This is a genomic window from Roseateles sp. FW305-36 (genome assembly GCF_058787015.1).
Genome location: NZ_JBYSZK010000001.1, coordinates 566,533 through 579,241, shown reverse-complemented (window position 1 = coordinate 579,241; position 12,709 = coordinate 566,533). Strand labels below are relative to the sequence as shown.

Annotated in this window: 15 protein-coding genes; 1 reads left to right on the top strand and 14 read right to left on the bottom strand. The window is 67.9% G+C overall.

The features are described from left to right. Positions 1 to 58: 58 nt before the first annotated feature. The 7 genes from AC3WOE_RS02650 to AC3WOE_RS02620 form a co-directional block, all read right to left on the bottom strand. Positions 59 to 529 (bottom strand): hypothetical protein, encoded by a 471-nt coding sequence (locus tag AC3WOE_RS02650; RefSeq protein ID WP_492688055.1) that lies wholly within the window; start codon positions 527 to 529, stop codon positions 59 to 61. An 87-nt stretch (positions 530 to 616) separates the two neighbouring features. Further along, positions 617 to 1,081, bottom strand: coding sequence for a CYTH domain-containing protein (locus tag AC3WOE_RS02645; RefSeq protein ID WP_492688053.1), 465 nt, complete (start codon positions 1,079 to 1,081; stop codon positions 617 to 619). Then, complete coding sequence (locus AC3WOE_RS02640; protein ID WP_492688051.1) at positions 1,071 to 2,318, bottom strand: DEAD/DEAH box helicase; 1,248 nt, start codon at positions 2,316 to 2,318, stop codon at positions 1,071 to 1,073. The genes AC3WOE_RS02645 and AC3WOE_RS02640 overlap by 11 nt, the downstream gene beginning before the upstream one ends. 26 nt (positions 2,319 to 2,344) lie before the next feature. Continuing rightward, positions 2,345 to 2,935 (bottom strand): methylated-DNA--[protein]-cysteine S-methyltransferase, encoded by a 591-nt coding sequence (locus AC3WOE_RS02635; protein ID WP_492688049.1) that lies wholly within the window; start codon positions 2,933 to 2,935, stop codon positions 2,345 to 2,347. Continuing rightward, complete coding sequence (locus AC3WOE_RS02630; protein ID WP_492688047.1) at positions 2,910 to 3,851, bottom strand: MBL fold metallo-hydrolase; 942 nt, start codon at positions 3,849 to 3,851, stop codon at positions 2,910 to 2,912. The genes AC3WOE_RS02635 and AC3WOE_RS02630 overlap by 26 nt, the downstream gene beginning before the upstream one ends. A gap of 39 nt (positions 3,852 to 3,890) precedes the next feature. Then, positions 3,891 to 4,844 carry a tRNA dihydrouridine(20/20a) synthase DusA gene (gene dusA, locus AC3WOE_RS02625; protein ID WP_492688045.1) on the bottom strand — a complete coding sequence of 318 codons (954 nt, stop codon included), beginning with the start codon at positions 4,842 to 4,844 and terminating at the stop codon, positions 3,891 to 3,893. Between the two features lie 287 nt (positions 4,845 to 5,131). Further along, positions 5,132 to 5,395 (bottom strand): hypothetical protein, encoded by a 264-nt coding sequence (locus AC3WOE_RS02620; protein WP_492688043.1) that lies wholly within the window; start codon positions 5,393 to 5,395, stop codon positions 5,132 to 5,134. A gap of 177 nt (positions 5,396 to 5,572) precedes the next feature. Between AC3WOE_RS02620 and AC3WOE_RS02615 the strand changes: the two genes are divergently transcribed. Next, positions 5,573 to 5,911: a pyocin activator PrtN family protein gene (locus AC3WOE_RS02615; protein ID WP_492688041.1), complete on the top strand. Its 339-nt coding sequence runs from the start codon at positions 5,573 to 5,575 to the stop codon at positions 5,909 to 5,911. A 68-nt stretch (positions 5,912 to 5,979) separates the two neighbouring features. Here AC3WOE_RS02615 and AC3WOE_RS02610 read toward each other — a convergent pair whose 3' ends face one another. From AC3WOE_RS02610 to rbfA, 7 genes are all read right to left on the bottom strand, one after another. Next, complete coding sequence (locus tag AC3WOE_RS02610; RefSeq protein WP_492688039.1) at positions 5,980 to 6,480, bottom strand: hypothetical protein; 501 nt, start codon at positions 6,478 to 6,480, stop codon at positions 5,980 to 5,982. A 262-nt stretch (positions 6,481 to 6,742) separates the two neighbouring features. After that, entirely contained in the window at positions 6,743 to 7,321 is a 579-nt protein-coding gene (locus tag AC3WOE_RS02605; protein ID WP_492688037.1) for a lectin-like protein, read from the bottom strand. Between the two features lie 86 nt (positions 7,322 to 7,407). Continuing rightward, the gene (locus AC3WOE_RS02600; protein ID WP_492688035.1) at positions 7,408 to 8,526 is read right to left on the bottom strand and encodes an enoyl-CoA hydratase/isomerase family protein; all 1,119 of its coding nucleotides are present in this window, start codon (positions 8,524 to 8,526) and stop codon (positions 7,408 to 7,410) included. Further along, positions 8,523 to 9,398, bottom strand: a complete 876-nt coding sequence (locus tag AC3WOE_RS02595) for a DMT family transporter (RefSeq protein ID WP_492688033.1) — start codon at positions 9,396 to 9,398, stop codon at positions 8,523 to 8,525. Before AC3WOE_RS02595 ends, AC3WOE_RS02600 begins: the two co-directional genes overlap by 4 nt. A gap of 133 nt (positions 9,399 to 9,531) precedes the next feature. Beyond that, positions 9,532 to 11,355, bottom strand: a complete 1,824-nt coding sequence (gene typA, locus AC3WOE_RS02590; RefSeq protein WP_492688031.1) for a translational GTPase TypA — start codon at positions 11,353 to 11,355, stop codon at positions 9,532 to 9,534. A 24-nt stretch (positions 11,356 to 11,379) separates the two neighbouring features. Then, positions 11,380 to 12,336: a tRNA pseudouridine(55) synthase TruB gene (gene truB, locus AC3WOE_RS02585; RefSeq protein ID WP_492688030.1), complete on the bottom strand. Its 957-nt coding sequence runs from the start codon at positions 12,334 to 12,336 to the stop codon at positions 11,380 to 11,382. Then, positions 12,329 to 12,709, bottom strand: a complete 381-nt coding sequence (gene rbfA / locus AC3WOE_RS02580) for a 30S ribosome-binding factor RbfA (protein ID WP_492688028.1) — start codon at positions 12,707 to 12,709, stop codon at positions 12,329 to 12,331. Before rbfA ends, truB begins: the two co-directional genes overlap by 8 nt.

Below are 12,709 nucleotides of genomic sequence, written 5' to 3'. Positions count from 1 at the left end.
AGCCGCGGCCTGTCGCAAGCGGACAGGCCACCATCGGAAGAAGACGGATGGAGAAGGGTCAGCCGCGGGGCGGCGTCAGCGGGGGCGCGACGACGCGGTCACGCCAGTTGACCGCCGGCTCGGCGGGACGTTCGCCCCCCTGGCCGTCCGCCCAGCTCCAGGAGGTCGGCAACCAGGCGATGAAAACGGTGGCGCCGGCCTGCTGGGCCTCGTCGCCCGCATCGCCGACATCGACGGCGTCATGCGTGTCCCGAGAATGCTTGTGCAGCACGCCGCCATGCTCGTGCCAGCCATCGGCGGCCTGGCGGCTCACGCCGGCCAGGCGCGGGTCCTGAGCAGCATGCAGGCGATCCAACACGGCCTGCAGCGGTTGCATGAGCCCAGACAGCATCGAGCCCGTGTGCACATGGCGATGGCCCTGCACGCCGGCGACGAGCTGGGTCACGCTGTGCAGCGGCAGCACGACGATCAGCAGCATCAGCACGCCAACGCGGGTCTTGCTCAGCAGTGATGACAGGAAAACAGGCACGGCGTGCATGGTCGGTCGCGGGCATTGCCTGCGTGTGACATGGGCTTGCCCTGTCTACGCAGCCGCCGCCCAAACGGACGCATCGCCTCACCAGCTCGTGAAGGGCTTCACCGCCAGATTGGCGTTGACGAAGCGGGCGTCGCCGGTCACCTCGGCCCCCAGCCAGGCCGGGCGGGCGAAGGCCTGGCCCTCGGCCGCCAGCTCGATCTCGGCGACGACGAGGCCGGCATTGGCGCCGAGGAATTCATCCACCTCCCAGGTCATGCCCTCATGAGGGCAGAGATGACGGATCTTCTCGACGACGGGGCCGTCGCTGAGGGCCAGCAGCTGCTGGGCGTCGGCAACGGGAATGGCGTATTCGAACTCGGCCCGCGAGGCACCGCGGGTCTCGCCCTTGATGGTCAGGAAGGCTTGCTCGCCGGCAATGCGCACGCGCACTGTGCGGGCCGGGTCGCGGCTCAGATAGCCCTGACTGAAGCGGGTGTGCTGCGTCGCAGCCTGCCGCCAGCCCTCGTCGCGGACGAGGAATTTGTGCTCGATCTCAATGCCCATGGTCTTGGCCTGCCTTGGCTGCGGCCTCGCGCAGCTTGTCCTTCTTGCTCTTGCGCGTCGTGCTCTTGATGCCGCCGGTGGCCTGGGCTTCGGTGGCCACGACCTCGGGCTCGAAGCCAGCCAGGCGCTCGCGCGGCACGCGCTGACCCTGGCGCTTTTCGATGAGGCGGAAATGGCTCTCGGCGTTCTCGGGGCTGTCCGCGCAGATGAAGCTGACGGCCTGCCCCTCGGCTCCGGCCCGGCCGGTGCGGCCGATGCGGTGGGTGTAGTCGGCGGCCGAGCGCGGCAGCTCGTAGTTGACGACGGCATCCAGCGCGTCCACATGCAGGCCGCGTGCGGCCACGTCGGTGGCCACCAGCACCTTGACGCTGCCGGCCTTCAGCGCCGCCAGCACATCGTGGCGCGCGCCCTGGCTCAGCTCGCCATGCAGCACGCCGGCCTTGAAGCCGTGGGCGTGGAGCTTGTCCGACACCAGGTCGGCCGTGTAGCGGCTGGCGACAAAGACCAGGGTGCGCTCCCAGCCCGCATCGCGCAGCAGCTGGCGCAGCGCAGGCAGGCGCTGGGCGCGGTCGAGCTGGATGGCGCGCTGGCTGATGCGCGGCGGCGCTTCCTCGATCTGGATGCGCACCGGGTCGCGCAGCAACTGGTCGGCCAGGGCCTGCACGACGGGCGGGAAGGTGGCCGAGAACAGCAGGGACTGGCGGCGCGCCGGCAGCAGGCTCAAAACGCGCTGCAGCTCCTCGGCAAAGCCCTGGCCGAGCAGGCGGTCGGCCTCGTCCAGCACCAGGCAATCGACGCCGTGCAGCGTCAGGCCGTTGTGGTCCAGCAGGTCCAGCAAGCGGCCCGGCGTGGCGACCATGACGTCGCAGCCGCCGCGCAGCGCCATCAGCTGCGGGTTGATGGAGACGCCGCCAAAGGCCAGGGCCACCTTGGGGCGGTGCATCAGCAGGGCCGCCAGTTCGCGCAGCAGTTCGGCCGTCTGCGCCGCCAGCTCACGGGTGGGCGCCAGCACCAGGGCACGCGGGCCCGGTCGCGGCGGCGATGCGACCAGGCGCTGCAGCAGCGGCAGCGCGAAGGCGGCGGTCTTGCCGGAGCCAGTCTGGGCCAGGGCCAGCACGTCGGAACCGGCCAGGATGGGCGGCAGCGCCGCAGCCTGCACGGCGGTGGGCGCGTGATAGCCCTGTTCGCGCACGGCGCGCAGCAGGGCGGGCGCAAGGCCCAGGGAAGCAAAGGACATAGGGCCCGATTGTCGGGGCTGCCGGGTCAGAAGAGCTTTTGCTGATCACCGGCCAATTGCCCGGCCGCGCGCGCCTCGATCAGCAGCATGCGCCGCTTGGTCTCGACACCACCGGGCGCCGAGAAGCCCGTCGGTTCGCCGCCCGCCCCGATCACGCGGTGGCAGGGCACGATGGGCGGAAACGGGTTGTCGCCCTCGGCGCGGCCGACAGCGCGGGCGGCACCGGGTTGCCCGAGGGCATTGGCGATTTCGCCGTAGGTGCGCGTCTGGCCGGGCGGGATGGCGCGCGTCAGCGCATGGACCTGGCGGCGGAACTCGGGGATGCCGCGCTCGTCGAGAACGATGTCGCTCAAGTCGCGCACCTCGCCGGCCAGCAGGGCGCGGATGGCTGCGACGGCATGGGCGATATGGGGTGGCAGCTCGGTAGTTGGCTGCGCGGTCGGATGGCGCCGCCTCAGCCGCGCCGCAGTCGCATCGGGCAGCAATGAAGCAACGATCCCTCGCTCGCTCCACACCAGGCCGCAGCGGCCCAGGGCCGTCTCGAAGCCGTGGCTCCACAGCGGCTCGTCCGGCGGCAGCACCGGGCCGATGTCAGGGTCGTCGACAAAATCGTTCACGTTGTTCGGTGGAAGCCTGCAGCAGGGTCTTGAAATAGTAGCCAACCATGCCGTTGACGCGGGCACGGCCGGCATCGTCCAGCCAGGCGTCGACGCGCAGGCGCCAGACGGCGGCGCAGGCGGCCGGGTGCAGGCCCTGGTCGGCGCAGTCCAGCAGGGCTTCGAAGCCATCACGCCAGCGTTCGAAGTCGGCACGGCTCATGACGGGGCCGTGGCCGGGCACGACCTGCTTGAAAGGCTGGGCCGAGACACGCGCCAGGGCCTCACGCCATGCCGGCGGGCAGGCGGTGTCCATGAAGGGCACGGGCAGCGTGACGAGATCGCCCGCGGCCAGGGTGCCCGATGCGGTGTCCAACACCCACAGGTCACCACCGCTGACGGCCGTCTCGACGCCAATCTGCAGTCGACGGCCGACCAAGTTCAACGTCGATGCGGTTTTCACCTCATGGTCGGGCTTCAGCGCCGCGGCCTCATTCAGCAGGTCCTGGTCCACGCGCATGACGGTGGCCTGCTCGGCCGGCGCCGTCGGCAGGGCCTCGGCGAGCTGGCGGCGATAGCGATTCAGCCAGCCGTCAGCCGCCAAGGCCTGCGCGACGGCGGGCGAAGCCCAGACCTCGAGGTCCGGCCGTTTCGCACGCAGCCAGGCATTGCCACCCAGGTGGTCGAGATGCCAGTGTGTGTTCAGCACCGCCCTCACGTGCCCGTCCGCTGCCTTGAACGCCGCCTCGGTGTGGGCCCGGTGGCGGCCGCTGTCGATCAGCAGCCAGCCCTCGCTGCCCTGGAGCAGCAGGCTGTTGCCGTCGGGCTGGCGGCCGGCCTCGAAGCCGCCGGGCACGAGAACGACGCCAGGCGCCAGCATCTGCTGGGCCTGGGCGGCACCGCAGACGGCGAAGAGGGCGAGAAGCAGCAAGCGCATGCCCCGATGTTCGCGACAAGCCGGCCTTGCGGCCGGTCGTCATGCCGCGACGGCGGCGCCCGACAGTCGTGCGGCCGTGGCCTGCTTCGCTACTTCGCGCGGCGCCAGCATCTTCAGGCGGTGATCGCTCCAGACCTGGCGCCAACGGCGTGCACCCGACGTGCCATTCCACAGCCCCAGGGCATGGCGCATGGCATGGGCCCAGGAGCGGCCCTTGGCATGCACGCGCTCGAGATAGTCCAGCCAGGCCTCCTCGACCTGTTCGCGCGACGCCGCCGGGTCGGGCTGGCCGAAGAAGCGCGAGTCCCACTGGGCCATGCTCCAGGGCTCGTGATAGGCCTCCCGGCCGATCATGACGCCGTCCAGCACGGCGAGTTGCTCGGCGATCTGGTCGGGCGTCTTCAGGCCGCCGTTGATGGCGATGGTCAAGTGCGGGAACTCGCGCTTGAGCTGCTCCACCAGTTCATAGCGCAGCGGCGGGATCTCGCGGTTTTCCTTGGGCGACAGGCCCTGCAGCCAGGCATTGCGGGCGTGCACGATGAAGACCTCGCAGCCGGCCTCGGCGACGGTGGCGACGAAGTCGCGCACGAAGTCATAGCTCTCGTTTCTGTCGATGCCGATGCGGTGCTTGACGGTCACCGGCAGCGAGGTCGCGTCGCGCATGGCCTTGACGCAATCGGCCACCAGTTGAGGCTCGCCCATCAGGCAGGCACCAAAGGCCCCCTTCTGCACGCGGGGACTGGGGCAGCCGCAGTTCAGGTTGACCTCGTCATAGCCCCAGCGCTCGGCCAGCCGGGCACAGGCGGCCAGGTCCTCGGGCTCGCTGCCGCCGAGCTGCAAGGCAACGGGATGCTCCTCGGCATTGAAGTCGAGGTGGCGCGGTTGATCCCCATGCAGCAGCGCCCCGGTCGTCACCATCTCGGTGTAGAGCAGGGTCTGGCGGGTGATGAGCCGGTGGAAATAGCGGCAGTGGCGATCGGTCCAGTCCATCATCGGCGCAATTGACAACCGCCAAGGATTGTGGTAGCGGCAATTTTCGCCAACTTCCATTCGCTCAGTTCCACTCTTCATGCTCTGCTCGCTCACAGCACCTATTGTCCACGCGAGCACGCGGCGCGCGTAGCCGAGAACGAGTAGACGCCACTTCTGTAGCACCGCCAGCGGATCACAATCAGCAATTGCAGTGCTACGGACGAGAGTTCGGGCGTCTCAATGCGCTGTCGTGAATGGCCCGGAGCAAAGCCACCCGAGATCGACACCCGGGTCTTACTGGTTTGTCGCTAAGAGACGAACGCCTTGAGCGTGTCTGCCCAGCCCGTGACAGCAGCCCATGCGTCTGGCGCAGCTCCGATAGCTTGAATCGTGCCGCCGACGCCGCTCAGCAGCCCACCGAGCTTGAGCTTGTTCGGTTTCTCCTTCGCTGCCTCAGCCTTGACCTGCTCCAGCACTTCAATAACCTCGACTCTCTGCTCATGAGGCACGCCAGGGGCCTGTTGCAGCGTTTGAATTAGTGCATCAAGAGCCGCTCTCACTTCGCTAGGCATCGCTTGGGTGACATTTGGGCCAGGCGCTCACCAATGCCCCCGTGGCGCGCACGGCAGTCGGCTGCCGCGGCTTCACGGGCGACGACGTCGAGGGCCAGGCCAAGGGGCGCGGAAGCCCCAGCCGGGTAGTCAGCGCCTGCCGCGCAGACTGCCGCCAGTCCGGCGGGCGGCGGGTCAATGACCCGCGATGTCGGCGCTGGCGTCGCGCAACCGGTCAAGCCACACGCGAGGCACAGGCACATCGCCCAGCTCAAGCGGCCGGCCGAGGGGACCCGCTGGCGGGCAGATCGTGGCGTGGAGCGCATAGGCGGCCTCAGGTTCCTGCTGATGGCCCAGTACGACGGCAAGGCCGTCATCCCCGTCGACGTCGTCGCGAACGACTACTTCCCACATCTCAGCGCCGACAAGTTCCTGCGCAAGGCCACGCTGGGGGAGATAACGCTGCCGGTGGTCCGCATCGACCCCAGCAGCCAGAAGAGCGACAAGGGGGTACACCTGACCGACTTGGCCAAGTAACTCGACGATCCCCGCGCGGCGGCCATAAAAGAGGCCCAGCAACTGGCCAGCGCCAGTTGATGACGCCTCTATTTGCTGGCCGAACTGGCCGCCACATGAGCCACGGGTGCCGAGCCCGTGCCTGGCGCTATTAACGGCGCGGATGGGGCGGGCTCCCGCAGGGCAGCGTTGGCGCCCCAAAGCACCAGCAGCACTCCACCGCCGAATAGAAAAACGGAAGCGTTGAGCCGCCGCTCCGTGCGCCCCGCAGCTTTGGCAGCCAGCTTGATCTGGCCAGCCTTGTGCCACCAGATGCTGTCGTGACGCGCGAAGAAGCTGTAGACCGCAGCTATCGAGCCCACGGCGAAGCATGCACAGGCGGCAATGCCAGATGTAAGAAACGCTGAGCCGACGCCTTTGCCCGCCAAGGCCTGCATGAAACCCAGCGTAGCAACGATAGCGCCACTGTTGAGCAAAATCGTCGCTTTGGCGATCTCAGTGCGCACCGTGTCCAGCCGGTCGTTGACCTTGATCAACGCATCGGCCTTGAGCTTGTCTTCGTGCATCTGAAATGGGTCAGCGTCAGCCATCCGGATCTCCCTCTAGTGCGCGTCGGCCCGCTTCTCGGAGGAACAGAAGTGCAACACGACCGGCGCCGACTTCACCTGAAGACTTGATTTGACGGGGCCTTTCATCCTTTGTCGGTGCCATCCATCACGGTGCGACGGACAGGCGCCAGGGAGAGAACCGGGAAGAAAGGGCAGCAGTCACGGGCCCGATTATCCCGGGCCGCAAATGGCAACGCCCGCGTCGGGCCGACGCGGGCGTTGAGAAATGCTGGAGCTGGAGGGCTTAGCGGCGGCCGCGGCGGCGGGCCACGCCGACACCGGCCAGAGCGGCCGTCATCACGAGAGCCAGGCTGGCGGGCTCGGGCACCGTGTTGGCGCTGAACTCGACCAGGAAGCCGTTGACCTGGCCGGCATTGCCCGGGCCACCATGGTCGTTCCAGCCCATGGGAGTGGCCCAGTTGGTCTGCAGATAGTTCTCGCCACCGCAGCAGTTGTTCGGCTCGTTCGGGTTCCAGTTGGTATAGGTCAGGGCCTGGCCGTTCTCGGGGCCGTCACGCCAGGTGAACGTGCCTTCGTGGCCGTCGTCAGAAGCGCCCAGCCAGGCCAGCACGCTACCGGCCACGGTGACCGAGGCGAAGCGGTTCTCGCCGGCGCTGGTGACGGTGGCCAGATAGCCCGTCATGCCCATGAAGCTCATGCTCTGGGCGGCCTTGAAGGCGTCGGCCCAGGTGACATTGCTGTCGATGAACTCGTAGTAATGGTCATTGCCGCCGGAGGCAACAGTCCACTGCACCGGCGCGGCTTGGGCGGCCTGGCCAATGAAACCGGCGGCCAGCAGGGCGGTCGTGAGCAGCTTGCGCATCAATGTCTCCGTGGTTCGTGAAAAATTTCCGCGAGTGTCTGGAGACGCGTGTAGCCGGCCAACCCCCGATCCGGGGGGCGACAGCTTCAGCTCAGGTCGCGCAGCGGATGGTCGGCCGGGCTCCACGGGCTGACAAAGAAGGCGGCCACCTCGGCTGCGTCGATGTCGGCCACGGCGGCAGGGTTCCAGCGCGGCGCGTGATCCTTGTCCACGGCCAGTGCCCGGATGCCCTCGACAGTCTCGCTGCGCGCGGCGCCGCGCGACTGGAAGGCGTGGTGCACCAGGTCGCGTTCCAGGCGCAGGTCGTCGGCCAGGCTGAGCTTGCGGCCGCGGCGCACCAGTTCCAGCGTCACCGCCATCATGGTCGGCGAACGCGTCAGCAGGGTGGCGTGGGTCTGGCGTGCCCAGTCGTCGCTGGCCGCCGCCAGGGAGTCGAGGATGCCCGCCAGCGTCGGCTCGCCGAAGTGGCGGTCGATGCGCTCGGCGGCGGCCTTGGGGTCGGCCGTGGGTGCGAGGTCGACGCGCTCCATGACCGTCGCCACCACATGCTCGGCACTGGGCTGGGGGCTGACCCGCAGCGCCTGGACCAGGTCCGTCCACTGCGAAGCCGGCACGTAGACGTCGCCCAGGCCCCATTCGATGGCATCACCGGCCGCGATGGCGTGACCGGTCAGGGCCAGCCATTCGCCGACATGGCCCGGGCATTGCGCGAGGAAGTAGCCGCCACCGACGTCGGGAAAGAGGCCGATGCCGGTCTCGGGCATGGCGAGCTTGGAGCGCTCGGACAACACGCGCAGTTTGGCGCCCTGGCTGATGCCCATGCCACCGCCCATGACGATGCCGTCCATCAGCGCGATATAGGGCTTGGGGTAGTGGTGGATGAGATGGTTGAGGCGGTATTCCTCGGTGAAGAAGTCGCCCAGGGCCGGGTCGCCGGCATGGGCGGCCTGATGGAAGAAGCGGATGTCGCCACCGGCGCAGAAGGCCGGCGGCTTGCCTTCACCGCGGCTCGCGCCCAGCACGGCCACGGCCTGGATCTCGGGGCGCGACGCCCAGTGGCGCAGCAGCGTCGTCATGTCGCGGATCATGGCCAGCGACAGCGCATTCAGGGCCTGCGGACGGTTCAGCGTGATCAGGCCGAGGCAGCCATTGACCTCGGCCAAGATCTGGCCATCGGACACGAGGGTCGGCATCAGGTCGCTCATGCTTTCTTCAGGGAAACGGTTTTGACGGAGGGCGGCGCCAGGGCCTCGTTGGCAATCAGCGCGGCAAGCACGAGGCTACCGCCGATCAGGGCCGCGCTGCCTGGGTGTTCGCCCGCAAAGAGCCAGGCCCAGAGCACGCCAAGCAGGGTTTCGGCCTGGCCGAGCAGCGCAATTTCATGGCTGGGCAGCTCGCGAGCGATGCGCACCGCCAGCAGGCAGGGCACGGCAAGCTGGAAAACGCCGAGCAGCGCAAGCAACTCCAGGTCGTGCGCACCGGCCTGCAGCGGCCAGGCCAGCGGCAGCATGGCGGCCATGGAGATCAGCGCACCGATCAACACGGCCGGCAGCATGTCGGTCCCGCTGCCCTGCCCCACCTTCTGCAGCAGGCACCAGTTGCTGGCGGCCGCCAGCGGCACGCCCAGGGCGACGAAGACACCGAGCAAAGGTCCACCCAGCTGGCCGCCGAACATCCAGGCGATGCCGGCGCCGGCAATCGCGATGGCCCACCAGGTGCGCGTCGGCACCGGCTGATGCAGAAAGACCCGAGCGAACACCGCCGTGAACAGCGGCGACAGCGACATCGTCACCAGCACATTGGCCACCGTCGTCAGCGACAGCGCCACCATGAAGGCCGTGAACATGACGGCCCAGCAGACGCCAGAGGCCCAGACCGCGCGCCCCTTGAGGCTGCCCAGCAGCGCCCTGCCCCGCATGAAGCCGAGGATGACCACCAGGGCCAGGGCATTGAAGCTGCTGCGCCAGAAGGTGATCTCGAAACCCCGCGCCGCATCCAGATGCCGCGTGACCACGCCCGCCGAACTCCACAGCAGCGTGACCAGCAGCATCAGCAAAACGGCCGAACGGTGCGTCATCAAACAAGAGCGCCCCGTAAACGGGGCGCGGGCAAATCTCTAGCTAGAGCCACCCTCTTGGAGGGGGGCTGGGGGGAGCCAAACGTTCAACCGCGGCACGCGCGGAGGGCGAGCGGGAGTGGGTGGTCCGCGCTTAGGCGCGGGACGCACGCTTCCGCTCGTTCTCCGACAGGTGGCGCTTGCGCAGGCGCACGCTCTTGGGTGTGATCTCGACCAGCTCGTCGTCATCGATGAAGTCCACGCCGTATTCCAGCGTCAGGTCGATGGGCGGCGTGATCTTGATGGCATCTTCCTTGCCGCTGACGCGGAAGTTGGTCAGCTGCTTGGTGCGAGTGGCGTTGACGACGAGGTCGTTGTCGCGGCTGTGGATGCCGACGATCATGCCTTCGTAGACCGGGTCATTGGGCTTGACGAACATGCGGCCGCGGTCGTCCAGCTTGCCCAGGGCGTAGGTGAAGATCTCGCCGTCGTCCATGGAGATCAGCACGCCGTTCTTGCGGCCGCCGATGTCGCCCTTGTGGTTTTCGTAGCCATCGAAGATGGACGAGATCAGGCCCGAGCCGCGGGTCAGGTTCATGAACTCGTTGGCGAAGCCGATCAGGCCACGCGCGGGGATGCGGTACTCCAGGCGCACGCGGCCATGGCCGTCCGGCTCCATGTTCAGCATCTCGCCCTTGCGCAGGCCCAGAGCCTGCATGACGCCGCCCTGATGGGTCTCTTCGACGTCGGCGGTGACCAGCTCCATCGGTTCCTGCTTCTGGCCGTCCACGTCCTTGAACATCACGCGCGGCTTGGAGACGGCCAGCTCGTAGCCTTCGCGGCGCATGTTTTCCAGCAGGATGGTCAGGTGCAGTTCGCCGCGGCCGCAGACCTCGAAGATGCCGTCTTCGTCGGTCTCGCTGACGCGCAGGGCCACGTTGTGCTGCAGTTCCTTCTGCAGGCGGTCCCAGATCTGGCGGCTGGTGACGTACTTGCCTTCACGGCCGGCCAGGGGGCTGGTGTTGACGCAGAAGTTCATCGTCAGCGTCGGCTCGTCCACCTTCAGCATGGGCAGCGGCGTGGGGTTGGCCGGGTCGGTCACGGTGACGCCGATGCCGATCTCTTCAATGCCGTTGACCAGCACGATGTTGCCGGGGCCGGCTTCGGTCACTTGCACGCGGTCCAGGCCGTGGAAGGTCAGCACCTGGTTGATGCGGCCGTTGACGCTCTTGCCGTCCGGGCCTTCCATGACGGCGACCTGCATGCCGGGCTTGATGGTGCCCTGGCTGATGCGGCCCACGCCGATGCGGCCGACGAAGGTGGAGAAGTCCAGGGCCGAGATCTGCAGCTGCAGCGGGGCAGCCGGGTCACCCGACTGGGCGGGCACATGCTTGAGCACGGTGTCGAACAGGGCCGACATGTCGGGGCCCCACTGCTCGCCGGGCGCGCCTTCGGTCAGCGAGGTCCAGCCGTTGATGCCCGAGGCATAGACGACGGGGAAGTCGAGCTGCTCATCGGTGGCGCCGAGCTTGTCGAACAGGTCGAAGGCGGCATTGATGACGGCGTCGGGCTTGGCACCGGGCTTGTCGACCTTGTTGACGACGACGATGGGCTTCAGGCCCAGGGCCAGCGCCTTCTTCGTGACGAAACGGGTCTGCGGCATCGGGCCTTCCTGGGCGTCGATCAGCAGCACGACGCCGTCCACCATGGACAGGGCGCGTTCGACTTCGCCGCCGAAGTCCGCGTGTCCGGGCGTGTCGACGATGTTGATGTGGGTGCCGCCCCAGCTGACCGCGCAGTTCTTGGCCAGGATGGTGATGCCGCGCTCGCGTTCGATGGCGTTGCTGTCCATGACGGTGTCGACGACCTTTTCATGGTCGGCGAAGGTGCCGCTCTGGCGCAGCAGCTGGTCGACCATGGTGGTCTTGCCGTGGTCAACGTGGGCAATGATGGCGATGTTGCGGATCGGGGTGGTCATGGTGATGCTTCGAAAAAAACCGGATCAGGCGGAAAGCAGAGCCTGGACCTCCGGTGGGGTCAACAGGCGATCGGCGATCAGTTCGCCAGAAGTGATGTGGGCGCTGCCGAGGAAGGCGCGCGATTCGGGGCCGTAGACGCGCACGCGCTCGGCGTCGGGCGCATTCACGCGGCGGCGCAGGCCGGACAGGAAGCGGGCAGCTTCCGAAGCGTCCAGGCGCAGCTCGGGGGATTCGGCCAGCAGGCGATCGGGGGACGTGAGCAGCGCGGCGCGGGCCTCGTCAGGCATGGCTTCGATTGCGCTGAGCGTCACGGCGCCGTCCAGCGTCAGGCCGCCGGAGCCCGTGCGGCGCAGGGCCGCCAGCGAGGCGCCGACGCCCAGCTTCGCGCCGATGTCTTCGGCCAGCGTGCGGATATAGGTGCCTTTGGTGCAACGGACGTCGAGGGTCACGGTGCCAGCCTGCATGGCGACGATGTCGATGGCATGAATCGTCACGCGACGGCTCTTGCGCTCGATCTCGACGCCGGCACGGGCGTATTCGTAGAGGGCCTTGCCTTCGTGCTTCAGCGCCGAGTACATCGGCGGCGTCTGGGCTATCTCGCCGGTGAAGGCGGCGCAGGCGGCTTCGACCTGCTCGCGGGTGATGCCGTCGACGTCGTGGCGCTCCAGCACCTCACCCTCGGCGTCACCGGTTGTCGTGCGGATGCCCAGGGCCAGGGTCGCGAGATAACGCTTGTCGGCATCCAGGCTGGCCTGGCTGAACTTGGTGGCCGCGCCGAAGCACAGCGGCAGCAGGCCGGTGGCCAGCGGGTCCAGCGTGCCGGTGTGACCGGCCTTCTCGGCGCGCAGCAGCCATTTGGCCTTCTGCAACGCGTCGTTGCTCGACAGGCCCAGCGGCTTGTCGAGCAACAACACGCCGTGCAGCGGGCGACGCTGGATGCGTACCCGTTGAGGCTTCGCGGCGACCGCAGCTTCAGTCATTCGGCTCCTCGTCCTCGATCGCTCGCGTGGCATTGGCCTTGTGGATCAGCGCCGTCATCTCGGCCGCGCGCTCGGTGGTGCGGTCGAACTGGAAATGCAAGGTGGGCACGGTGTGGATCTGCAGGCGCTTGAACAGGCCGTTGCGCAGGAAGCCGGCGGCCTCGTTCAGCGCGACCTGGGTCTCGGCGGCATCGCCGATCAGCACCGAGAAGAAGACCTTGGCGTGGGCGTAGTCGGGTGTGACTTCGACCGCGCTGATGGTCGCCATGCCAATGCGCGGATCCTTCAGCTCACGGATCAGCTCGGCCAGATCACGCTGGATCTGGTCGGCGACGCGAAAAGCTCGGTTGGGGATGGCGCGTTTGTGTCTCAT